Genomic DNA, 23,883 nt, shown 5'->3' with positions numbered 1-23,883 from the left:
AATATATATTTCATTTCTCTTGCCGGGACTTCTGCTTTTTTCCTTTCCTGTCTTTTCCCAGGGAAAGATCAGGGGCTCCGTAAAGGGAACCATTGTGGATACTGCCGGCAAACAGAATCTGGAGGCTGCGACCGTTTCGGCAACTCCCGACTCCGATTCCAGCGGCGCCCAATTCGTCGTCACCAACAAACAGGGAAGTTTCCTCTTCCGGAATCTGAATCCGGGCAATTATCATCTGTTGATCACTTTCCAGGGATATCAACATATCGTAAAGAAATTCACTGTCAGCGCCACCAATCAAACTATCGATTTTGGCGAGCTTCATATGTTGCGGTCCAGTGATATGATGGAGGCCGTCATTGTCCAGCGGCCTCCGATGGCCGTCAAGGGGGATACCGTAGAATACAACGCCTCCATGTATGCTACCAAGCCAAATGCCGTCGCAGAAGATCTTTTGAAAAAATTCCCGGGCATCCAGGTGGATGCAAGCGGCAATATTACCGCACAGGGCGAAACCGTACAACGGATACTGGTGAACGGTAAACGGTTTTTCAGCGATGATCCTAAATTAGCCACCCGGAACCTGCCACCGGATATCATTGATAAAATACAGGTATTCGATGACCTGGACGACCAAAGCAAATTTTCCGGTTTTGATAACGGGAACCGGATTAAAACGATCAACATCACCACGAAGAAAGACAAGCGCCAGGGCTATTTTGGAAGGACGGTCGCAGGTGCGGGATCGGATGAGACCTATGACGCAAGTATCAATATGCACCGTTTTAAGAATGACCAGCAGATTTCTGTATTAGGTCAGGGTAATGATATCAACAAACAGAATTTCACGATACAGGATATTCTTGGCTCTTCCGGAGGACGGCGGGGTGGCGGTGGTCCGGCCGCAGCAACGAATCAGAGCAGTCCCGGACTAACGACGGTATGGGCAGGCGGTCTTAATTACCGGGATGCCTGGAGTCCGAAAACCGAGGTATCCGGAAGCTACTTCTATAATTTCCAGCATGTATCCTCCAATCAGACCAGCAACGCAGTAAAATATCTCGGGAACTCAACGGATTCCGCCTATATCACGAACCAAACCCAATCCTCTATTCAACGGACCCATAACCAACGCATTAATTTTAACCTGGAACAAAAATTCGATAGCAGTAATTCGCTGGTTTTCCGTCCGAACATAGCCTTTCAAACAACAGCCCCCAATGCCTCATACAGTTCTACCACCGTGGATCAGAACGGCGGAATGGTAAATAGTTCGGTAAACAGATCTTCCGGCACGAACAGTGGATTCAATATAAACGGCTCCAATTTAACACTCCGGCACAAATTCAACAAACCTTCCCGGACAATAACCCTCGATCTGAACGGAACGGCAAACGTGAATAACGGAGATGGCTATAATTATTCTATTAACTCATTTCATAAGCTGGGTACGGTCGACACCCTCAATCAATATTATAACGATTCGCTCCATTCGGTTACGCTGAGTCCTACTCTTTCCTATACCGAGCCCGTAGGCAAGAATCAGATCGTGGAACTTACTTATAATTATACTTATGTAAAAAGCACGACCATCAATAACACCTATGATTACGATGATGATGCTCATGATTTCAAGACTTACGACAGCCTGTTCAGTAATTCCTATAAATTTACTTCCCATGCCAGCCGGGTTTCGTTGAATTACCGTCTGCAGCATGCCAAGTATAACCTGAATATCGGCTCCGGGTTACAGTTCATGGATTTTAACAGCTTCAATACGACCAAAGATATCCCGGTTTCACACAACTATATTAACCTGACCCCGACGGTCAATTTTCAATATTCTTTTTCCAGGACCCAACGGCTTCGCTTTTTTTATACAGGAAGGACAGGAAATCCTTCTCCCTCCCAATTACAACCGCTGACCACCACGAGCGATAATATCAGTTATACGGTTGGAAATCCAGGCCTGAAACCCCAGTTCACCCATAGCATCAGGGCTTTATATTCTTCGTTCGATCCAGGGACCCAACGTGTGCTTTTTGCTACGATCAATGCGAGCACCACAGTCAATGATATTCAAAGCGCCATTTCCTACAACGCCAAAGGAGGCCAGACGACCACTTATGTAAACTTAAATGGAACGTATAATGTGTCGGGGTATTTAAATTATGGATTTGCCCTGAAAAAGCCCAAGTCCAATCTTAATTTTATCACGAATGCCAATTATTCGCAAAGCCAGACCCTGGTGGATTCTACACAAGGTGCTGCTACACATGACTACCTCCATTCTTATACCAGGAATACCACCCTTGGCGAAACCATTTCCTGGACGACGAATATTAAAAAGAATTTTGACATGAATTTTAGCTCGGCGTCCTCCTATACCATAGCCAGGAACACTTTACGGCCCACTCAGAATCTGAACTATTTCTCCCAGACCCTGACGGCAGAGCTTACTGCCTATACGAACAGCGGGTGGCTGTTTGCCACAACGTTCAATTATATCTATACCGATACCCGCAATGCCGGATACAACGCCAGTGTTCCGCTGTTGAGCCCCAGTATCGCTAAATCCCTGTTTAAAAAGAAAAACGGAGAACTCCGGCTCACAGCCTTCGATTTGCTGAATGCAAATACCTATGTAAATAAGAATGTTTCAACGGCAGGCTATTCCGTCAGCAGAACGAATACGCTTTCCCGCTATGTAATGCTGACCTTCACCTGGAATCTAAACAATTTCGCGGGATCCAATCAAAAAAAGATGCCGGGCATGTTCCCCGGAATGCGTGGTGGTGGGGGGGGTGGTCGCCGGGGTGGCGGCGGTGGTTTCGGCCCCGATAATTGATCAAAAATTATTTTGATTTCCGTATAAAAGGTTGGTCGGGACTGTTCACGGGGGAATGCCCTACTACGATAACAGACAATAAGGTTCCTAAAAAACGGGAAAGACTGGACGATGGGCGATATATGTCCTTGTAAATCTTTGTTTTACGCGTGTCGTATGACAGGTTGTGCTTCTTCATCAGTATTGGGTTTAGAAAGGGTTTCTACTATTGTAATTAAAGATAACGAAGAAAGTGTTCATTTATTTTGAAAATATTGTTAAAAGGGTGTCGTAGTTTTTCTATTGCACAGGGAAGGGATTGTTTGTACTTTGACAAAAATCCTAGCTATGAGAAACATATTTCTCCCCTTTGCCCCGGTGTTGCTTTCCGCAACGCTAACGGTTTCCGCGCAAGGTGTCTTTTCCAACAAAACACAATCCACCCTTGAAAAGGTCATCCAGGATTACCCCAATCATTTTTTTAATATCAAAGGAGAACTGATCGGTCAAACCCGGCAGGCAAAAGAATACAAATCCACGCTTCAGCTACCGGGAGCTACATCCTGTATCGTTACCCTATACAGTGTTCCCCGCAACGAGGCCTATGGGTGGTCCTGCCTGGTTTACGAAGCCGGAAACTTTGATCAGGCGAAAAGCCGGTTCACTGAAATTTACGATCAGATCCGGAACAGTATTATTAAGATCAGCGGTCAGAAGACATTTATTCTGACGGGCCAATTTGAAAGCCCCGCAGAAGAAAAAAAATATACCCAGGTCATCTTTTCCTTATTACCCGGAGTGGGAGAAATGAAAAAACTGAAAGTGGAATTATCCCTCCGCGAAGAAGGAAAAGGCTGGAAAATCGCACTTAGCGTAAATGACCAGGAGACGAAGGGTTATGAGCGCGAGGCGGTTACCCTCAATTAATCTGCAGAACCATTAACCTTCGTTAACCTTAAATCAAACCTGGTTAACCTCTTTACGGGGATGCCTACGGTATTTTCGTTGGACTAATTATCCACGAAAATATACAGGCATGCGATTGGTTACTCTATTCCTTTTTTTATGCTTAAGCATACAGGTAAAAGTCATTGCCCAACGGGATGGCAGTATCCGCGGTTATCTGCTGGATACGGTTATCCACCAGCCCATAAGCGATGCGACCGTGACGATCCTTGATGCGCGGGACTCCACCCTGGTTAGCTTTTCCCGAAGCCTTTCCTCCGGCAGGTTCCGGGTCGGTGGTTTGGACAGCGGCAATTACCGGCTGCTGATCACGCATATCGGCTATCATACCCTAAGCAGGAATTTTATGATCACCGGAGCAATCAGGGATCCTGACATTGGACAGATCATTTTGACGGATAAAAGCAGTTTGCTTACGGAGGTGACAATAGAAGGTATGGCAGCGCCTGTCGCGATCCGTCATGATACGGTAGAGTATAATGCAGGGTCATTCCGGATAAAGCCCGATGCTGTAGTGGAAGATCTGCTGAAAAAATTGCCCGGAATCCAGGTCGACAAAAATGGTATTATTAAAGCGAATGGAGAAGAAGTGAAAAAGGTGTTGGTGGATGGGAAAGAGTTTTTCGGGAATGATCCTAAGATCGCTTCCAAAAACCTGCCGGCCGATGCGGTTGATAAGGTGCAGGTTTTCGATAAAAAATCCGACCAGTCACAGTTTTCCGGCTTTGATGACGGAAATAGCCAAAAGACGATCAACCTGACTATAAAAAAAGACAGAAAAAATGGCCTGTTCGGAAGACTTACCGCGGCAGGCGGTACGGATGTAAAGGCCGGGGAAGGCCTCAGTAGCGGTGCCTCATACGGCGACGGTACAACCGGAGATACCCGGTACGAGCATAAATTCAATCTTAACCAATTCGCCGGAAGCAGACAATTATCTGTCCTTGGTATGGCCAACAATACCAATAAACAAGGTTTCTCCTTTCAGGACGTCCTTGGATTCAGCGGAGGTATGGGCGGCCCCGGTAATAAAGGGATCAACCAGGGAGGTCCCGATCCTTTTAGTTCCTGTATCCCCATACAAGGCCTGGCCGACAATACCACGGCTATTACCACAACCCTCGCCGGGGGACTTAATTTCAACGATACCTGGCGGCGAAATACAGAGCTGAGCGGAAGTTATTTTTATAATCGGGCAGAAGACCGTACCGACCAACGGGAAACCCGGCAATATCTGTTGCCTGGCAATTCCTTCACACAAGACCGGGATCAGGTTAAAGAAGCACTAAACAAAAATCAACGGCTTGCCCTTATTTCCGATCATCAGCTCGATTCTTCCAATTCCATAAAAATAAACACCTCCTTTATTTTCCAGAATAGCAGAAGTTCTTCAACGATAAAAGACAGCTCCTGGTCGGACTATCCATACGATTTGCTGAATGAGGGCGCTTCTCATTCATCGGTGCAGGCAACTGGGTATGATTGGACCAATTCAGCGCTGTTTCGCCACCGGTTCTCCAAAAAAGGAAGGACCCTGTCGGCAAATCTTTCCCTTGCATGGAATAGCCGTTCCGGCGATGGCTCTCTTTATTCCGTCAATCGTTACTCAAAACCGGGAAACGTCGATTCCGCAGTTACCCTGGACCAGGTTTACGACCTGTCCGGTAAAGGAAATAATTTTGGCTTTACCCTTTCCTATACGGAGCCCTTGTCGAAAAGGTCCCTGTTTGAATTTAGTACCAACTTATACCAAAGTCATTCCACCTCGGACAGGAAGACCTTCGATGCGGACGCCGGCGGCAAATATACCCGGCCCAATGTGCAATTGACCAATGCGTTTAAAAACATCTATACCTATCAGCGTGAGGGCATCCGGTTCCGTCATCAACAGCAAAAATTCAATATAACGATAGGAGCCTTCCTGCAGGAAGCTAATTCCGCCAATCGTTTGGACTATCTCTCCGCGGACAGCTCTCTTCATACCGCCTATGTCAATTTACTGCCGGAAGCAAATTTTCATTATGAATTCAACCGTTACCGGAATCTGCGCATTTTTTATACCACCCATACCAATCAACCCGCCACCACTCAATTACAACCGGTGCCGGATAATTCCGATCCCCTGAATATTACCGTTGGTAACCCTGGTCTTAAACAGGAATACGAACATTCCTTACATCTGAATTATATTTCCTTCGATCCTTTCCGTCGCACCAGTTTTTTCGCCATGTTGAAATACAGGGGCATTCACAACCGGATCGTGAGCGACGACCAAATCGGTCAGACCGGGTCCAGGGTCAGCAAGCCTGTCAATCTGAACGGCCTGTATACTGCGAACGGAAATATATCCTGGGGTTTTCCGGTACGAACACTTAAAAGTAATCTGAACCTAAACAGTACTATTTCTTACGACCATACGGCCAGCCTGGTTAACAGAGTACGGAACAACGGGAATAACTGGGCCCTCGCACAGGAAGCCCAATTGAATTTCCTGTATAAAGAAATATGGGATATTACCTGGGGAGTCAACCTACAGTATAATGATGTCCGTTATTCCCTGCAACCGGGGCAAAATCAACACTATTGGACAACAAATTACAACCTTGACCTGAATGTCTATCTACCCAAAGGATTCAGTATTGCCAGCGACCTGGATTATATCCGACGCAGCGGATTGCCTGCAGACTATAACAGCAGCCCGCTGGTTTGGAATGCAGGGATTGCCAAAAAGGTATTTAAAAGCAAAAAAGCCGAGGCTCGTCTGCAGGTCTTCGATATACTGCGTCAGAACACCGGCTTTTCCCGTAATACTAACCAAAACTTTATCGACAATATTTCCTATAAGGTGATCAGGCAGTATTGGTTGCTGAGCCTTACTTTCCAGATCAGCCGCTTTGCCGGTAAAGCCGTACAGGGGGGTATGGAAGGCAAAGCCGATATAAAGATTATACGGTAAGCTTAATTATGAATGATCCTGATCGTTGGCCCACCCCCCGGATGTACTCCAAATTGTTCTTCCATGATCCGCTCAAACTCCTTCCGGCTTATCTTTTTTCCATCAGATGGAGCCTTCAGCTGATTTTTGCCGGCGTTTCCGCCCGTTATTTCCAAAGTGGTAAAAAGGATCTCGGCGTTATTGTTATTCAATTCGAGAATGGCTCCGGGCAAGCCTCCGAATAATCCCGGGCCTGAGGAAGTCCTGATATCCTCTGCATACCAGGCGATGATATCTTTTCCGTCGCGGCTTTTAGTCGTTGCTTTTTTGCAGAGATATCCTTTAATCGTACGGGTTTCACCGTCCAGTTTCCAGTTTTGTTTTTCAAGGGAATCCCCGATCAGGTATTTTTTAGGGCCCAGATCCTTTTGTTGTATCATTTTCCCGCTGGCATAATTTATATAGGTCTGGTCATCGGGACCGCCTCCGAACCGAACGATCCTTCGATCTCCGTCCTGTCCGGCAGTATTGCGTATATCTTCTTCTTCCGGCAAGCCCCGGCAAACTGACTCCTCCCCTGAAAAAAACAATTCCAGCTTCGAGGTTTGGAATTGGGGCATCAATGCCTTCATGCTTTCATCGGTCATACGCCGGTAGATATCCGTTTTCTGTTCATATACGATCCTTCCTTCCCGGAGAATTGGGGGTAGGGTAACATTGCCGGAGGATGTGGATCCGGCGGTAGAAGGTCCGGTCGCAGAAGGTCCGGTGGTCACCTGGGCATGGGCGGTTTGCAGCAGGGATAGAGCAGAAAGGACTGATAGGGCGATGGCGGGAAGTAGATTTTTTCCGGCGGGTCTTACGACTGTCTGGTATGGCATATGTATGATTTTAGGATACAAATCTATTCCTACCCCCGGCCGAAGGCGGTTAACGGGTCTTGCTTTAATGTTAATTAAGGTTAATATTCTTGCCGAACAAAGGATGATTGTTCTACTTTTAGAAACTATATGCACAGGGGGCGAATATCCATATCACTCATCGTGTTGACGATCGGTACTATCGCAACTTTTCAGGCCTATTGGCTTTGGAAGACCTATAAGGAAGAAAAAAGAATATTTACGATCAGGACCAATGTTCTTTTCCGGGAAACCATTTTTAAGCTGCAGACCTCTAAAATGCATCTGGATACGGCGGTAAAGATCCGCATCCAGGAAAGGCCGGATTTCATGAATATGATGGATGAATTTAAAGTTCGGTCGAAAGAAGGGCAAATGGAAGGTAATAATGATCTTCCTGAACCGGATCTATCGAATGATTCCTCGAATAGATTTATTATTTCCTTACGTCATGATGAGATCAAAGCCTTTCCTGATTCCATCCACTCTGATTCCATCCACTCTGATTCCATCCCTCCCGGTTCCATCCGTTCGGATTCTACCCATCCCGATTCTACCCGTTCTGTTTTTTACCGTACGGTTAACGCCAAAGTTTTCCATTTCCTGGAAGGAATGGATTCCTTGCAGGATCCCATTACCTTAAATGAGCTAACCAGCCGGTTCAGGACCGACCTGGCCAGAGAGGGAATAACCCAACCTTTTATTATAACAATTACCCCCGGTTCGCCGGAAGGGCATCGGCCAGGATTTTTTGCGGGCGGGGCCAATGGAAGTAAAGTAACGATTGGATTCAGGAAACCAATAATCTACTCATTGGATTTTATCAATTTACCCTGGTTCCTCTCCAGGCGTCTCTTTCCTCAGATCCTGTTCTCTCTGACATTGGTGGGGTTTACCGTACTCTCCCTTTTGTTGCTCTATCGTAACTGGCAACAGCAGAGAAGACTTACCCAGCTGAAAAATGATTTCATCAGTAATATAACGCACGAATTAAAAACCCCCATTGCAACGGTGAGTGTCGCGGTCGAAGCCTTAAAAAATTTCAATGCCCTGGAGGATCCCGTAAAGACAAAGGAATACCTGGACATCTCTACGAATGAATTGAAAAGACTGACGCTGCTGGTGGATAAGGTGCTGAAATTATCGTTATTCGAAAGACAGGAAATCGAACTAAAGATCGATTATTTTGACCTGAAAGTTCTCGTAGAGGAAGTTATGTCGTCCATGCGTCTCCAGTTTGAAAAATACCAGGCAAAGCTGGACATCGTAACAAAGGGAACGGATTTTTATCTGAGGGCCGATAAACTGCATATCACCAGCGTGATCTTTAATCTGCTGGACAATGCTTTAAAGTACAGCCGGATAACCCCTTTCGTTCAAATCGGCCTGGGAGCAGAACCTGAACAACTGATCCTTTCGGTTACGGATAATGGGGTTGGTATTCCTGCAGCCTTTAAAGGGAGGATTTTTGAGAAGTTTTTCCGGGTACCCTCCGGTGACCGGCATGATGTAAAAGGGCATGGTCTGGGCCTGAGTTATGTTTCCTATGTACTGGAACGCCAGGGGGGAGAGATCACGGTAGATAGCCAGGAAGGTACCGGCAGCACTTTTACCGTTAAAATACCCCGGGGCAATGCGTAAAATAAAGCTGTTATATGTAGAAGATGAATCCTTCCTTGGCAAGATCGTTAAGGAAAGCCTGGAAAGCCGGGGCTTTGAGGTGTGGATGGAAAACGATGGCGCCAGGGTGATGCCCGCTTTTTCAAAGATCCAGCCCGATGTTTGTATCCTGGATATCATGTTGCCTAATATGGATGGCTTCGAGATCGCTGAGGCGATCAGGAATATCAACACGGGTATTCCTATTCTTTTTTTAACGGCGCGTGCCGGAACGGAAGATGTGGTAAAGGGTTTTAATCTTGGAGGAAACGATTATATCCGAAAGCCTTTCAGTATGGAGGAACTGATCGTACGAATAAATAACGCCCTGAAAAACAACGAAAATAATTCTTTTTCTATAACGGGGGATACGGTCCGGATCGGTAAATATCATTTCCAGCTAAGGCGGCAGGTATTGACATTTGAAAAGGAAGAAAAAAAGTTGTCTTTCCGTGAAAATGAATTGCTGAAATTCCTGTATGAAAACAGGGACAGGGTCATTGACCGAAAAGATATCCTGAACCTGTTATGGGGCAGCGACTCCTTTTTTAACAGCCGCAATCTCGATGTATATATTACCCGGCTGAGAAGGCTTCTGAAAGATGACGAGATGCTGGACATAATCACGATCAAGGGGATAGGTTATCGTTTCGTCATTAACTGAACGGTTATAAATGCCCTTCCCCCTTCCACACACGTGGATTTATGCAGGTAAACAAGAGTTATACGACCAGGATATAGTTTTTCAACACCTCATCGATTTCTTCCAGCCGGAAAGGCTTGGAAATATATTTGTTCATTCCGGCTTCCAGGCATTTTTCCCTGTCACCTTTCATGGCGTCGGCAGTCAGGGCAATAATGGGAATATTGCAATAAGGCTCGGGCATCTGACGGATATGCCGGGTCGTGGTATATCCGTCCATTTCAGGCATATTCACATCCATAAATATGATGACCGGATCACAATGTGGAAGTCTTTCCAGCGCTTCTTTGCCATTACTGACCTGTATCACTTCAAAGCCCATCCTGCGCAGCACCTCGGAGATCAGTAACATGTTGATCGGGTCATCATCTGCCACCATGACACTTGTAGGTTCGGATATCTTTTCAATATTCCCGGGTATCGATGGATCTGATGCGTCGTTTTGCCGGCCTTTGTCAAACAGAGATAGCAGCGTGGCATGCAATTCATGTATTTTCACCGGCTTGGAAAGGAATTTTTGAATGCCTGCCTTGGCTGCTTCGGTCTGATAGATATTTTTTTCAACGGAAGATAACATAAGGATAAAAGGCATATCGTTCCCGGGGAATGCTTTTTTTATTTCTTTCACCATTGCGATGCCATCCATCCCCGGCATACGGTGATCCGTAACGATAAGATTGAAGGACTGTCCCTTTTTTTCAGCCGCCTTTATTTTTTCTAAAGCGGCGGCTCCATTATCAGCCAGCTCGGCTTCGATATGGAAATATGCAAAGGTTTCCTGCATTAGCCGTAGGTTGCTGGCATTGTCATCTACGATCAACACTTTCTTCATCAAAGCCTTTGGAGGAAACAGGATCTCCGGTTGTTCATTGGCTACTTCCAGGTCGAGGTGCAGGACAAAGGCGCTTCCTTTTGCGGGCTCGCTCTCAACGGTAAGATGACCGCCCATCAGTTCTGCCAGGCTTTTGGAAATAGTAAGCCCGAGACCCGTACCACCGTATTTGCGGGTAGTGGAAGTGTCGGCCTGGGTAAAACTTTCAAATATTTTTTTCAGCTTTTCTTTCCGAATGCCAATTCCTGTGTCCTTTACTTCGATGGCGAGTTTTAAATAACTCCTGCCTTCCCTGGAGTAACTCCCGCCGGATCTTTTAATCGAAACCAGGATCTCTCCTTCCCCGGTGAATTTAATGGCATTGCCCAATAAATTTACCACGATCTGTCTGATACGGACAGGATCGCCCAGGAATTGGGACGGGATAGAGGGCTCAACCCGGTAAAGCATTTCCAGTTTCTTTTCGAATGCCTTAATAGTAAGCATATCGATGGTTTCCTCGATCAGTTCATCCAACTTGAACAGGATATGGTCTATCAATAGTTTTCCTGCTTCGATCTTTGAAAAATCAAGGATATCATTGATGATGCCGAGAAGTCCGTAGGCTGATTTTTTTACATTCTGCAGATAGTCCCGCTGCGCCTTCTGCAGCTCCGTGGTAAGGACCAGGTCGGTGAAACCGATAATCCCATTCATAGGCGTTCTCAATTCATGGCTCATGTTTGCCATAAACTCGCTCTTGGCCTGGCTGGCGGATTCTGCCATTTCCTTGGCCTGGACCAGTTCCAGTTCTATTTGTTTGCGCTGGATCGCCGCTGCCAGCGAAGAGGCATAAGAACGGAGGATAGAAAACTCCGCCTCCGACCATTCCCTTTCTTTTTTTAATTCATCAAAACCCACAAAACCCCAAAAATCATCTTTAAGGAAAATAGGAACGGCAACAGAGGATAAAACGCCTGTTTTTTCGTAAATGGCTATAAGTTGGGGATCTTCCTCTTTGCTTTTATAACTAAGGAAGGGTTGTTTGGTCTTCAGCGGTTCAATGATCTTTCGGATATTCTCAAAAGGTATATTCTTTATTGCCGGATTTCCCAACCGGAGATGGACAGGGTCCTCCGTCCATTCATACATTTCATTGGTGAACCATTGCTGCTTTTCCACATCGAAATGATTTTGGAATACATATACTCTGTCAACCATGGCTTTGATCCCCAGGGTCTGTATGGATTCGGAAATGGCCTGGTTGAGATCCGTATTGATCAGCAGGGAATGAGTGCCCTGAGCCACCGCCTGTAATAACTGATCTTTCTTTTTCAGTTTCTCCTGCGCGATCTTGCGGTCTGTGATATTTCGGGAGGTACAGATCAATTTGACCAGCTCTTCTTCATCGACGATAGGTTTGATAATGGTTTCGAGCCAGATATAATTCCCCTCTTTTCTGAGAATGCGATACCGGACGATAACGGTTTCGGTATCGGAAAAAGAAGGTAGTTCCTTTGGCGGCAGAAATTTATGCTGGTCTTCCGGGTGAACGTACTGAGAGAACGATCTCCCGATTATTTCATCCACTTCATATCCAAGAACCGTCCGGACAGATGGAGACAGATACCAGATCGTTCCGTCGATGGCATGCACACTGATAATATCCTCGGAGTTCTCCGCCAGTAACCTGAATTTCTGTTCGCTGTTCAGCAGGGCGTTCTCCGACTCCTTCTGGGACGTGATATCTTGTGCGATACCGAATTCTACCTGCTCATCAACTACTTTTCCTTTTACGGAGAGATAACGCATCCACCCCATCTTGGTAATGATGCGACAGGAAAAGGAGGTTTCATAACCAATAGCTTCCTTATGTTTGATGGCTTTGGCCAATTCTTCCGAAACCAAGGTAAAATCTTCGGGAACAACATAGATCTGCAGGAAATCATCGATCGGCATTTTATCGGGATCTTCTTCTTCAAGGGCCAGCAAGGCCTTAAATTCTTTACTCAGGGACATTTCCCCGGAAAGAAAATCCAGTTTCCAGGAACCCATTTTGGCATAGGTCATGGCATAAGACAGGGTTCGGATCGCATCCTCCTTTATTTGCTGGGTATGTATTTTTTCCGATACATCGAGCCCAATCCCCTGGATCTCCCTGATCTGGCCGTTTTCACCGGACAAGGCGAGGAATTCCCATTCTGTCCATAAAAACTGCCTGGATTGTCCGATCGGTTTGCGGATCAGCAACCTGGAAACTATTCCCGGATTGTTCCAGCATTCATTGGCTACCTGTTGACAACGCGCCAGGTCCTTGGGAAAAATAGTCGTATAAAAAAGGATTTGCAGGATCTCCTGTTCCGTATAACCAAAGGTCTTTAAAAAGGCAGGGTTGGCATAGGTAAAATGGCCTGTCCGGTTGATCCGGATAACATAGTTGGTCTGTGATTGGAGGATAGAAGCCAGGAATTTTTTCTCATTCAATAATTCATTCCGCGCTTTCTGCAATTCCTTATAATTTATTTCTCCTTTTTTAAAAGCTGGCTCCAGAACGAGAATGATAAGACAAAGGATAGCAACGATCAAAGAAATGAATTTGCCGGTATCGATAGTGGATACCTCACTGCTCTTCTCGTTTACCATTTCCGAATAACGTTCGGTCACTTCTTCCATCAGCTCGCTGTACTTTTTCTCATTATATAAAAGGTCACGGAGATACAAATGTTTGTTGATCACCAGCAGCGACGAATCCGCCTGTGTCAGTTCCTGCCCGATAGCCACCAATGGCTGAAAGAATTGCTGGGAACTTGATAATAATAGTTTTATCTGGAAAATACGCTGGGGTACCGGAAGGGGAGTCGATCTTACCTGTTTTTGCAGGAGCTCCTGTTCATTTTGAAAGGATAAAAGATGCCTGGAAATGGTATCTCTCAGAATCTGAGCCTTATTCATTCCGGGATTATTCAGCAATAGAATAGACTCTTTGGCGATAAGCTGGCTGAGTGTCTGCTGATGACCGGACCGGTTGATAGCTTCTATCAGCCCTTTGTTTTCAATGGATCTTATATGATTAAAATAATATCCAAAGAAATTGAACAAAAGTACCGACACAAAAAGGACAACCGATATGCGTATTAGTTTGCGAAAAGGACTTTTCATGAATGTTGCTAAGGGTCTTCAGTCCTTACAACGTAAAACCAACGATTTAAGTTTCCCGGAGGGCAAATAAATTAAGAGAATTACTCATACCAAAATTCGTCCCGGAGACCTTGTAACCGACGCATGGAAAAAGAAAGAATGTATAGAATAGTATGGACGATTGTATTATAACCTTCTTAAGCTGGCAAAACAATCATATGTCAATAATCGATCACCTGTTCCTCCATGGAGACAGGCAGATCCCTCCATTCGTATTGCTGAGTCCGTAATTGCGGTTCAAAACCAGCCTCCCGGATGGCCTCCTGGATGCCCAGTGCCGTGAAACGATGAGGAGCTCCTGCGGCGCTTACCACATTTTCTTCCAGCATGATGCTGCCGAAATCATTGGCCCCGGCATGAAGACATAGTTGGGCGGTTTGTTTGCCGACCGTTAACCAGGAAGCCTGGATATTTTTTACGTTTGGCAACATGATCCTGCTCATGGCGATCATCCGGATATATTCTTCAGGCGTGGTGAGATTGTGTACTCCCCGGATCCGGGTTAACAGGGTATCGACATCCTGGAATGTCCAGGGGATGAATGCCAGGAAGCCTTTTGCTTCAGCCGGTTTCCGGGCCTGAACCTCTCGTATCCTCACGAGATGTTCAAAACGTTCCTGCAAGGTTTCCACATGGCCGAACATCATGGTTGCAGAACTGGTGATATGGAGCTGATGTGCCTCCTGCATAATATCCAGCCACTCCTGCGCCCCGCATTTGCCTTTACTGATAAGCCGGCGGACCCTGTCCACCAGGATCTCCGCTCCGGCACCGGGCAGGGAGTCCATTCCTGCCTGCTTCAGCGCCGTCAATACGTCACGGTGACTCATTTTTTCCAATTTGCAGATATGCGCTATTTCGGGCGGCCCTAAGGTGTGCAGTTTAAGGTTGGGGTACAGGCCTTTTAACTGGCTGAAAAGATCGGTATAAAAACTCAAGCCCAATCCCGGATGATGCCCTCCCTGTAAAAGCAATTGGTCGCCGCCCCAACGGAAGGTCTCTTCGATCTTTCTTTTATATGTTTCGATATCTGTAATATAGGCATCGGCGTGGCCGGGGATCCTGTAGAAATTGCAAAATTTGCAATTGGCAATACATACATTGGTCGTATTTACATTGCGGTCGATCTGCCAGCTTACTTTGCCATGGGGCACCTGTATTTTCCGCAATTCATTGGCCAGGTACATAATTTCCGTAAGTGGAGCATTTTCAAACAGGAACACTCCCTCTTCTATGGACAGAAATTCCCAGTCCATCGCCTTCTTATATAATGTTGATAAATTCATGGATTGTCCTGTTTGTATGGTTATAGGATCAGTAAAGGCAAAGTTAGGACAGCAGGACCGGAATACCACATTTTGTGTAAATGCGGTTTAAACCGTTCATTGACGGGTATCTGCCGGTCATTGAAAAGAAGCAACATAAGATTGAAAAGATGGTCCTTCTTATTTAAAAATAGAATATTTTGAGAGGAAGGGTTTTTATAACCCTAAATTGGTAATATATTTAATGCATTGAATCGAACTAACCATGCTTAGCCAGAAAAACACCTATTCCGAACCTTACCACCCTACCCGCTCAGGCAGATTCCTGCTTTTTATTTATTTGATCATTAGCGGCCTTTTCTGCATTACACCGACTGTTGCCCAGGAAGAGTTTATTCAGCCTCCATCGAAGCTTATCACCAGCTTTCCTTTCACGGTGTTTACCGGCGGTGTTATCCTGGTAAGGGCGAGGCTGGCTGAATTCCCCGACAGCCTGAATTTTATCCTGGATACCGGGAGCGGCGGCATTTCCCTTGATTCGGCAACCTGCCTCCGTCTCAAACTGAATCCCCTTCCTTCCGATAAAACAATCCTGGGCATTGCCGGGGTAAGACAGGTAAAGTTTGTCTATAACCAGACCCTTTTATTGCCCGGCTTATCGGTAGATAGTCTGAATTTTCATGTAAATGATTACGATATCCTTAGTTCGGTTTACGGAGACAAAGTGGATGGGATCATCGGATATAGCTTTTTCTCAAGATATATCGTAAAGATCGACTATGACAGCTCCCGGATCTCCGTTTATTCCAAAGGCTTATATAAATATCCCAAAGGAGGACATTTGTTAAAACCCGTCATTGCGAGCCTTCCGATACAGACGGCTACGGTAAGAGATGAAAATTTAATCAACGCCAGGTACTATTTTGATACCGGAGCGGGTCTTTGTGTGCTGTTGTCCTCTGATTTTGCCAGTGACAGCGGTTTGCTGGATCCCCGTAAGAAAACCTTCCTTACTCAGGCTGAGGGGTTGGGCGGTAAAGCCAATATGCGACTCACCACTATCAAGGAATTGAGAATAGGGCCATACCGTTTCCGGAAAGTGCCCGCCTATATATTTGACGACGATTATAATGTAACCAATTACCCCAGCCTGGGGGGATTGCTCGGTAACGATATCCTACGGCGTTTTAACGTGATCCTGAATTATGAGCACCGGGATATTTATCTCCTTCCTAATTCCCATTACCGCGACCAGTTTGATTATTCCTATACCGGTCTTGGGATCTATTGGGTGGAAGGCGAGATAAGAGTAGGGGATATCATGGCGGATTCCCCCGCGGAAAAGGCAGGATTCAAGCCGGATGATGTGGTTGTTGCCGTAAATAATAATTTCTCCAATAATATCCAGACTTACAAAAATATGCTCCAAAGTACCGGCGAAAAGGTCAAAGTCGTCGTAAAAAGGAACGGCCAGCTCCAAATGCTCGTCCTGAGGGTCAAAAGTATTCTTTAAGGTCAAAATTGGACCATGGGTCCAATAGCCGCAAGGGCCAACATAAGAGATTTTGGGAAGGCTGGCCAAATTCTCCAATAAGGCCAACCTTCCCAAATTTTCCAATAGGCCAGCCAAATTGGATCAAAGGTCAAATGCCTTACCTTGCAATCCTTTTAATGCCCAAAAGAAGGGAAAAGGATTTGTTTATGATACAATATGAAAGGTTTCAACTGGCAAATGGATTGAAGGTACTGGTACACGAAGATGTTTCCACCCCTATGGCAGTAGTGAACGTTCTGTACGATGTGGGCGCCAGGGACGAAAATCCGGCAAAAACGGGATTCGCCCATCTTTTCGAGCATCTGATGTTCGGAGGTTCGGTGAACATCGAGGATTACGAAACACCCTTACAGCTGGCCGGAGGTGAGAATAATGCCTATACGACAAACGACTTTACCAATTATTATATCCAGTTGCCGGCTGAAAATTTAGAAACTGCCTTATGGCTGGAAAGCGACCGGATGTTATCACTGGCTTTTGACGAGAAAAGCCTGGAAGTACAGCGAAAAGTAGTGTGTGAAGAGTTCAAGGAGCATTATATCAACAAACCTTATGGGGATGTATGGTTTAAACTCCGGGAATTGGTCTATAAAAAACACCCTTACCGATGGATGACTATAGGCAGTGAATTAAGCCATATTGAACAGGCCACTCTTACGGACGTAAAAGAATTCTTTTTTAAATATTACCGGCCGGTCAATGCGATCCTGGTTGTAGCGGGCCATGTAAAAACCGAACAGGTCCGTGTGCTGGCGGAAAAGTGGTTTGGAGATATCCCGTCCGGTGAAAAATATATCCGCAACCTGCCTCAGGAACCCAAACAGGACGAGGTCCGGCATCTGGAGGTAACGGCCGATGTGCCGATTGACGCGTTGTACAAATGTTATCCCATGGCTTCCCGGACTGAACCCGGTTATTACTCAGCGGATCTGCTGACCGAAATTTTGGGTGGGGGCGCGTCTTCCCGTTTGCACCAGGTTCTGGTCAAAGAAAAAAAATTATTCAGCCAGATCGAATGTTATCATACCGGGTCGGTAGACCCGGGTCTGGTGGTGATCGAGGGGAAACTGATCAAAGGGGTGAGTCTGAGCGACGCAGATAAAGCGATAGAAGAAGAACTCCTGAAAGTCCAGACCCAAAAAATTGAAGAGAACGAATTGACCAAGGTGAAGAACAAAACAGAAGCGGCCATCGTATTCGAAGACATGAGCGTGATGAACCGGGCTAATAGTCTGGCCATTTATGAACTGCTGGGAGATGCGAATATGATGAACACGGAACTGGGAAAATATCAGGCTGTCAGTGCTGAAGAAATCCAAACGGCCAGCCGGGAGATTTTTGATCCTAAAAACAGCAATACCCTGTATTACCGGGCCAGGAATTAATGGAAAAAGGGATTATTGATTAAAATGTTAAGTGTCACAACGATAAAATATGGTAAACAGAAAGATCGCGCCACCTATTATAGATGCTAAAGAATTTCACCTCGCCTTACCCGTCTACGAAAAACATATTTTGAAGAATGGAGTGGAAGTATACCTGATCGAATTAGGTAACGAAGAGGCATTAATGGTGAACTGGATTTTTGATGCAGGTAATTCGTATGAAGAGAAGAACATGGTTGCGGCCACCGCCAATGCGCTTTTGAAGAATGGAACATCCAGACGCAATGCTTTTCAGATAAATGAACATTTTGATTATTACGGCGCCCACCTGAGCAGGGCCAGTCATCATGAAACGGCTGAGCTTACCCTGCACAGTCTCAGCAAATATGTAAAAGAATTGCTTCCGGTAGTGGCCGAACTGATCATGGACTCTGTATATCCGCAGGAAGAACTGGATATCTTTAAAAAGAACGGGCAGCAAAGATTACAGGTAAGCCTGAAAAAAAGTGAATTTGTTGCCGGCCGCCTGATCGACGTCTATTTATATGGTGCGGGACATCCATATGGGAAATACAGCTCCCTGGAAGATTACCAGGCTTTGGAAAAAGAGGAATTAAAGGAATTCTACCGTAAATATTATCAGAACGGGATCTGCAGGATTTTTGCCGCAGGCAAACTTCCCGCCGATATGCTGCGTCAATTGGAGGACAACTTTGGTCAATTGCCACTTACTGCCCATGATGCGGGTCATTTGGCCCCCACTCCGCTTATTATCCCCGAGAATGAAAAAAAACATCAGATCATCAATGACCCCAATGGCGTACAGGGGTCCATCCGGATCGCAAGGAACTTCCCCAACCGCCATCATCCCGATTTTCAGAAAGTGCAGGTATTGAATAATGTATTTGGAGGTTTTTTCGGATCAAGACTGATGACGAATATCCGGGAAGACAAGGGGTATACTTATGGCATCCATAGTTACCTGTTAAACAATATCCAGGAAAGCGCCCTGCTGATCAGTACGGAGGCGGGAAAAGAGGTGTGTGCGGCTACCATCGAAGAAGTCTATAAAGAAATGCAATTGCTCCGCGAAGAGCCTATCGATGACGAAGAACTGCAAATGGCAAGGAACTTTACGATCGGTTCGGTTCTTGGTGACCTGGATGGTCCATTCCATGTTGCGGCCAGATGGAAAAATCTACTGCTGAACGGATTGGACGGAAACTATTTTTACGAAGGCATCCGTATCGTTAAAACAATAACTCCTGCAGAATTGCAGGAAATGGCGATTAAATACCTGAACCCGGAGACTTTTTATGAATTAGTTGTTATTTAGCCTTTAAAATAGAGGGCTTTGTGAACCAATATTCTTCTTAACTTGAAGAAAAGTTCCTGATGAATTTCCTTCTCCGTATCATCGTCACGGCGGTGGTTGCGTTTGGTCTGTCCGCAGTACTGCCGGGTATTCATATCGATACTTTCTGGACGGCTATTGTGCTGGCCTTCGTGCTGGCGATCCTGAATGTTTTGGTCAAGCCGGTCCTGATCATCCTTACTTTTCCGATCACCCTCCTTACTTTAGGACTTTTTCTCTTCGTTATAAATGGCGCCATTGTTCTGCTTGCTGCAAAGTTTGTGGACGGATTTTATGTGCGAAGCTTTTGGTGGGCGCTGTTGTTCAGCCTGCTGGTATCTTTGCTTACCTCCATTTTATATAAGGACCGGGAAGAAGAAAGGGATCGCTGAGGGAGATCGAATAATTGCGGACAATTAACGTTACTAGATAAACCCGATAGGATGATTGTATGAATTTTGACAGAAAAGAGTATAAAAACGAGGAACTTACCGGCTTTTACAGGAGTCTTTTACTACCCAGGCTGATTGAAGAAAAAATGCTGGTTTTATTAAGACAGGGCAGGATCAGCAAATGGTTTAGCGGGATTGGCCAGGAAGCGATCGCAGTAGGGGCGACCCTGGCTATGAAAGAAGATGAATGGATCATGCCGCTTCATCGCAATTTGGGCGTATTCACTTCCCGGAATATGCCATTGGAAAAGTTATTCCTGCAATGGCAGGGAAGCAGGGAGGGATATAGCAAGGGACGGGAAAGAAGTTTCCATTTCGGGAGCAGGGAGCATTCGATCTGCGGAATGATCTCCCATCTGGGGCCTCAGTTAGGGATCGCGGATGGAATAGCGCTGGCCTATAAACTCAAAAAAAACAATAAGGCCTCCCTGGTTTTTACAGGCGATGGAGGGACCAGTGAAGGAGATTTCCATGAAGCGCTAAATGTCGCTTCTGTCTGGGATCTGCCCGTCATTTTCCTGGTGGAGAACAACGGATATGGTTTAAGTACTCCCGTATCGGAACAATATCGATGCGAAAGCCTGGTATATAAAGCCGAAGGGTATGGAATGGAAGGGGTCCGTATCGACGGGAATAATATCTTAACTGTTTACGATACGCTAAAAGGCATTCGGGAGTATTGTGTAAAATACCAACGGCCCTACCTGATAGAATGTATGACCTTCCGTATGCGGGGTCATGAAGAAGCCAGCGGAATGAAGTATGTTCCTAAAGAACTGGTAGAGGACTGGGCGAAAAAAGATCCGGTGGCAACTTTTGAAGCCTGGTTACTGGAACAAAAGATCCTTACTGCCGATCTTGTCGGCCAAATCCGGGAGGAGATCCGTGAAAATATTGAATCCCGGCTGGCTCCTGTTCTGGAAGCCCGGACATTGGTCCCTGATACGAAAGAGGAACTGGCGGATATATATGCTCCGCTTCCCGGCCAGCCTCGGGAAATAGCCGGAGTTCCGGATTCCGAAGCTCCCGACGCTGGAATTCAGGATGCCGGAAAACTGAAAACCGCCCCGGAAAAAAGACTGATCGATGCCATAAAAGAGGGGCTTTATCAATCCATGCAACGTCATTCCGGTCTTATACTCATGGGGCAGGACATCGCAGAATATGGAGGAGCCTTTAAGATCACGGAAGGATTTGTGGCTGAATTCGGAAAAGAAAGGGTGAGGAATACGCCGCTTTGTGAAAGCGCCATTGTGGGGGCTGCCCTGGGGCTTAGCCTGGAGGGATTTAAGAGTGTAATGGAAATGCAGTTCGCGGATTTTGTCACCGTGGGATTCAACCAGATCGTGAATAACCTGGCTAAGATTCATTACCGCTGGGGCCAAAATGCAGATGTGGTCATCCGTATGCCCACTGGCGCAGGTGTCGGTGCAGGGCCTTTTCATTCCCAAAGTAATGAAGCCTGGTTCGTGCATACCCCTGGTCTGAAAGTCGTTTACCCTTCAACTCCTGAGGATGCCAAAGGGTTGTTGATCGCCGCAATCAACGATCCTAATCCGGTGTTGTATTTTGAACATAAGGCTCTTTACCGGAGCGTAAGCGGTCCGGTCCCTGAGGCATATTATGAAGTGGAGATCGGCAAGGCCCGCCAGGTGCAGGAAGGAGAAGATTTTTCCCTTATAACTTATGGGGCGGGAGTACATTGGGCTACCGATTATGCTGCAGCTCATCCGGAGATTTCTATAGATATCCTGGATCTACGGACCTTATTGCCCCTGGATTATCCAGCCATACGGGCGGTTGTCGAAAGGACGGGAAAAGTATTATTGCTGCATGAAGACACGCTTACCGGTGGGCTCGGGGCGGAAATTGCCGCATGGATCGGTGAACATTGTTTTGAACACCTCGATGCGCCCGTGTTACGTTGCGCCTCCCTGGATACGCCCATCCCTTTTAATATCGAACTGGAAAATAATTTCCTGGCCAGATCCAGGCTGCATGCGTATGTGCAAAAGCTCCTTAATTATTGAGTTGCCCTAACCTTCACCCCTAACCTTCGCCCCAAACCTTCACTAAGGCCCGGTTACGGCCGGGACACCTGTGGCGTCCCCTGTGCCTTGAATACCCGGATAAAATTCCCTCCCAGGATCTTTTCTACATCCGGCTTGCTGTATCCTCTTTTTAATAATTCCCGCGTAATCAGCGGATAAGTGGTGACGTCATCGAGCTCCCTGGGAGCCGATTCTATGCCGTCAAAATCTGAACCAAGACCAACATGGTCCGCTCCGATCAGTTTTACAATATAATCGATGTGATCGATCAACAAAGATAAGGGTGGGCGCAGGGCATCGGCCTCCCGGGGATATTTTTGTGAAAGGAATTCGTTGATGGCGTAATCCGGCGTTTTGGCCTTTTCCATGGAATCCAACTCCGGTTTGTGCAGTCCCAAGAAAGCGGTCAATCGTTTGTGATAATTGCTGTCCAGAAAACCGGAATAAAAGTTCACCTGGATGACCCCTCCATTCTTTCCGATGGCTTTGATCTGATCGTCCTTAAGATTGCGGAACACCGGGGCAAGCGCATAGACGGAACTATGAGAAACCAAAACAGGTTTGGTCGTCGTATTGATCGCATCCCAAAAGGTCTTTTCGCCTACATGGGAGAGGTCAACCAGCATTCCCAGTTCATTCATCCGGCGGACGATCGTCCGGCCCTTATCTGTAAGCCCATAGGGGGTGGCGGAAAAGGCTTTGGTCGTCTCATCTTTTGCTGAAGTAGCCCAGGATGTACTGTTATTCCAGGTCAGGGTCATGTAACGTACGCCCCTATGGAACAGGCTATCCAGGTTGTCCAATTCGTCTTCAATCATATGGCCGCCTTCCACACCGAGCATGGCGGCTAATTTATGGTGTTTTACTGCCCTTTCCAGACCGGCGGGATCCGTCACGATCTCCATTTTGTCCGGGTTTCTGGCGGCAATGGCATATAAGGAATCTATTTCCCGGTTGGCATAACTAAAGGCGCTTCCTTTACCATACCGGTCATCACAGAAAATGGAGAATATCTGCACATCCACCCCTCCTTTTTTGAACCGGGCCAGATCAGATGCCGTTTGACCTCTTAGGTCCTGCCCAATGTCCAATCCCCGCTGGGTAGCCGTGGAAAGGATATCATTGTGCGTATCAACCAGGATCGCCTTTTGATGTATTTTTTCGTAAGACTGTCCCAGGCTGAACAGGGGAAATAAGGGAACGAGCAAAAATAACAAAGAGCGGAAGGTCAGCAGTTGCAAAAAGGGAAGTGACATAAGCGGTTGATCGATAAAAATGAAAAAATAAATATAAACAATGATCCGGTAAAATTTGCGCAGGTAAGTTTTTAGGGCCTTAAATTTACAATTAAACGATTATTAAAGAATGAAACCCCTTGTTGTCTTATTGACAGTTTTTGCGATAGCCTTTTTTTCCGGAAAAATAACGGGTTACCATCTTTCCCTTACCCTTTCAGGCAATATAGCCATGAGTGCCATGCTGATCCTCACCGCCAGCGGACATTTTGCTTTTACCGAAGGGATGATCATGATGGTCCCGGATATTATTCCCTGCAGGAAATTCGTGGTTTACGCATCCGGTGTTTTGGAAGGTTTGGCCGCCGTCGGTTTGCTGATCCCGGCGGTCCGGCACCTGACCGGCTGGGTCCTGCTTGCTTTTTTTATATTCGTTCTCCCTGTCAATATTTATGCAGCTTCCAGCAGGGTCAATTATCAAAATGCGTCTTTTACCGGTCCCGGCCCTTCTTATTTATGGTTTAGAGTTCCTTTACAAGTGCTCTTTATCGCCTGGATATTTTTTTTTAGTATCCACCCTTATTAGCC

Annotated in this window: 16 protein-coding genes; 11 read left to right on the top strand and 5 right to left on the bottom strand. The window is 46.2% G+C overall.

All coding sequences use genetic code 11. From position 1 onward, the window contains the following. The first annotated feature begins 19 nt into the window (after window positions 1–19). The gene (locus tag ACX0G9_RS18815; RefSeq protein ID WP_459066494.1) at window positions 20–2,848 is read left to right on the top strand and encodes an outer membrane beta-barrel protein; all 2,829 of its coding nucleotides are present in this window, start codon (window positions 20–22) and stop codon (window positions 2,846–2,848) included. Window positions 2,849–2,855: 7 nt separating this feature from the next. Here ACX0G9_RS18815 and ACX0G9_RS18810 read toward each other — a convergent pair whose 3' ends face one another. Then, a complete protein-coding gene (locus ACX0G9_RS18810; RefSeq protein ID WP_459066493.1) occupies window positions 2,856–3,026 on the bottom strand; it encodes a hypothetical protein in 171 nt (56 codons plus the stop codon). 149 nt (window positions 3,027–3,175) lie between these two features. Here ACX0G9_RS18810 and ACX0G9_RS18805 point away from each other — a divergent pair, with 149 nt between their 5' ends. Next, a complete protein-coding gene (locus ACX0G9_RS18805) occupies window positions 3,176–3,754 on the top strand; it encodes a hypothetical protein (protein ID WP_459066492.1) in 579 nt (192 codons plus the stop codon). Between the two features lie 109 nt (window positions 3,755–3,863). Then, window positions 3,864–6,749: a TonB-dependent receptor gene (locus ACX0G9_RS18800; protein ID WP_459066491.1), complete on the top strand. Its 2,886-nt coding sequence runs from the start codon at window positions 3,864–3,866 to the stop codon at window positions 6,747–6,749. A 2-nt stretch (window positions 6,750–6,751) separates the two neighbouring features. Here ACX0G9_RS18800 and ACX0G9_RS18795 read toward each other — a convergent pair whose 3' ends face one another. Beyond that, a complete protein-coding gene (locus ACX0G9_RS18795) occupies window positions 6,752–7,609 on the bottom strand; it encodes a GLPGLI family protein (RefSeq protein ID WP_459066490.1) in 858 nt (285 codons plus the stop codon). Between the two features lie 129 nt (window positions 7,610–7,738). Here ACX0G9_RS18795 and ACX0G9_RS18790 point away from each other — a divergent pair, with 129 nt between their 5' ends. Together ACX0G9_RS18790 and ACX0G9_RS18785 are read left to right on the top strand one after the other, a co-directional pair. Further along, window positions 7,739–9,268 (top strand): sensor histidine kinase, encoded by a 1,530-nt coding sequence (locus tag ACX0G9_RS18790; RefSeq protein WP_459066489.1) that lies wholly within the window; start codon window positions 7,739–7,741, stop codon window positions 9,266–9,268. Continuing rightward, a complete protein-coding gene (locus tag ACX0G9_RS18785) occupies window positions 9,261–9,950 on the top strand; it encodes a response regulator transcription factor (RefSeq protein ID WP_459066488.1) in 690 nt (229 codons plus the stop codon). The genes ACX0G9_RS18790 and ACX0G9_RS18785 overlap by 8 nt, the downstream gene beginning before the upstream one ends. Before the next feature lie 58 nt (window positions 9,951–10,008). On the opposite strand, the gene ACX0G9_RS18780 is transcribed toward ACX0G9_RS18785, so the two are convergent. Both ACX0G9_RS18780 and mqnC read right to left on the bottom strand, forming a co-directional pair. Beyond that, window positions 10,009–13,959, bottom strand: coding sequence for a response regulator (locus tag ACX0G9_RS18780; RefSeq protein WP_459066487.1), 3,951 nt, complete (start codon window positions 13,957–13,959; stop codon window positions 10,009–10,011). A 200-nt stretch (window positions 13,960–14,159) separates the two neighbouring features. Beyond that, on the bottom strand, window positions 14,160–15,284 hold the full coding sequence (gene mqnC, locus ACX0G9_RS18775; RefSeq protein ID WP_459066486.1) for a cyclic dehypoxanthinyl futalosine synthase: 1,125 nt from the start codon (window positions 15,282–15,284) through the stop codon (window positions 14,160–14,162). Between the two features lie 244 nt (window positions 15,285–15,528). Here mqnC and ACX0G9_RS18770 point away from each other — a divergent pair, with 244 nt between their 5' ends. The 5 genes from ACX0G9_RS18770 to ACX0G9_RS18750 all read left to right on the top strand — a co-directional run bounded on the left by ACX0G9_RS18770 (window position 15,529) and on the right by ACX0G9_RS18750 (window position 22,039). Further along, the gene (locus ACX0G9_RS18770) at window positions 15,529–16,776 is read left to right on the top strand and encodes an aspartyl protease family protein (protein ID WP_459066485.1); all 1,248 of its coding nucleotides are present in this window, start codon (window positions 15,529–15,531) and stop codon (window positions 16,774–16,776) included. A 188-nt stretch (window positions 16,777–16,964) separates the two neighbouring features. Continuing rightward, complete coding sequence (locus ACX0G9_RS18765; RefSeq protein WP_459066484.1) at window positions 16,965–18,203, top strand: M16 family metallopeptidase; 1,239 nt, start codon at window positions 16,965–16,967, stop codon at window positions 18,201–18,203. A gap of 49 nt (window positions 18,204–18,252) precedes the next feature. After that, window positions 18,253–19,539: a M16 family metallopeptidase gene (locus ACX0G9_RS18760; RefSeq protein ID WP_459066483.1), complete on the top strand. Its 1,287-nt coding sequence runs from the start codon at window positions 18,253–18,255 to the stop codon at window positions 19,537–19,539. 59 nt (window positions 19,540–19,598) lie between these two features. Then, complete coding sequence (locus ACX0G9_RS18755) at window positions 19,599–19,949, top strand: phage holin family protein (RefSeq protein WP_459066482.1); 351 nt, start codon at window positions 19,599–19,601, stop codon at window positions 19,947–19,949. 59 nt (window positions 19,950–20,008) lie between these two features. Next, a complete protein-coding gene (locus ACX0G9_RS18750; RefSeq protein ID WP_459066481.1) occupies window positions 20,009–22,039 on the top strand; it encodes an alpha-ketoacid dehydrogenase subunit alpha/beta in 2,031 nt (676 codons plus the stop codon). Window positions 22,040–22,092: 53 nt separating this feature from the next. Here ACX0G9_RS18750 and ACX0G9_RS18745 read toward each other — a convergent pair whose 3' ends face one another. Beyond that, the gene (locus tag ACX0G9_RS18745; protein WP_459066480.1) at window positions 22,093–23,316 is read right to left on the bottom strand and encodes a dipeptidase; all 1,224 of its coding nucleotides are present in this window, start codon (window positions 23,314–23,316) and stop codon (window positions 22,093–22,095) included. A 109-nt stretch (window positions 23,317–23,425) separates the two neighbouring features. Between ACX0G9_RS18745 and ACX0G9_RS18740 the strand changes: the two genes are divergently transcribed. Then, window positions 23,426–23,881 (top strand): DoxX family protein, encoded by a 456-nt coding sequence (locus tag ACX0G9_RS18740; protein WP_459066479.1) that lies wholly within the window; start codon window positions 23,426–23,428, stop codon window positions 23,879–23,881. Window positions 23,882–23,883 lie beyond the last annotated feature (2 nt).

The sequence above is a fragment of the Flavitalea flava genome (genome assembly GCF_054461575.1).
The sequence above is the reverse complement of the archived record's forward strand: the minus strand, read 5'-3'. Positions and strand labels throughout refer to the sequence as shown.

Excerpts from the sequence above, each read along its gene's own strand:
- ACX0G9_RS18810 (WP_459066493.1), bottom strand. The coding sequence starts at position 3,026 with ATGAAGAAGCACAACCTGTCATACGACACGCGTAAAACAAAGATTTAC.
- ACX0G9_RS18805 (WP_459066492.1), top strand. The coding sequence starts at position 3,176 with ATGAGAAACATATTTCTCCCCTTTGCCCCGGTGTTGCTTTCCGCAACG.
- ACX0G9_RS18800 (WP_459066491.1), top strand. The coding sequence starts at position 3,864 with ATGCGATTGGTTACTCTATTCCTTTTTTTATGCTTAAGCATACAGGTA.
- ACX0G9_RS18795 (WP_459066490.1), bottom strand. The coding sequence starts at position 7,609 with ATGCCATACCAGACAGTCGTAAGACCCGCCGGAAAAAATCTACTTCCC.
- ACX0G9_RS18790 (WP_459066489.1), top strand. The coding sequence starts at position 7,739 with ATGCACAGGGGGCGAATATCCATATCACTCATCGTGTTGACGATCGGT.
- ACX0G9_RS18785 (WP_459066488.1), top strand. The coding sequence starts at position 9,261 with ATGCGTAAAATAAAGCTGTTATATGTAGAAGATGAATCCTTCCTTGGC.
- ACX0G9_RS18780 (WP_459066487.1), bottom strand. The coding sequence starts at position 13,959 with ATGAAAAGTCCTTTTCGCAAACTAATACGCATATCGGTTGTCCTTTTT.
- mqnC (WP_459066486.1), bottom strand. The coding sequence starts at position 15,284 with ATGAATTTATCAACATTATATAAGAAGGCGATGGACTGGGAATTTCTG.
- ACX0G9_RS18770 (WP_459066485.1), top strand. The coding sequence starts at position 15,529 with ATGCTTAGCCAGAAAAACACCTATTCCGAACCTTACCACCCTACCCGC.
- ACX0G9_RS18765 (WP_459066484.1), top strand. The coding sequence starts at position 16,965 with ATGATACAATATGAAAGGTTTCAACTGGCAAATGGATTGAAGGTACTG.
- ACX0G9_RS18760 (WP_459066483.1), top strand. The coding sequence starts at position 18,253 with ATGGTAAACAGAAAGATCGCGCCACCTATTATAGATGCTAAAGAATTT.
- ACX0G9_RS18755 (WP_459066482.1), top strand. The coding sequence starts at position 19,599 with ATGAATTTCCTTCTCCGTATCATCGTCACGGCGGTGGTTGCGTTTGGT.
- ACX0G9_RS18750 (WP_459066481.1), top strand. The coding sequence starts at position 20,009 with ATGAATTTTGACAGAAAAGAGTATAAAAACGAGGAACTTACCGGCTTT.
- ACX0G9_RS18745 (WP_459066480.1), bottom strand. The coding sequence starts at position 23,316 with ATGTCACTTCCCTTTTTGCAACTGCTGACCTTCCGCTCTTTGTTATTT.
- ACX0G9_RS18740 (WP_459066479.1), top strand. The coding sequence starts at position 23,426 with ATGAAACCCCTTGTTGTCTTATTGACAGTTTTTGCGATAGCCTTTTTT.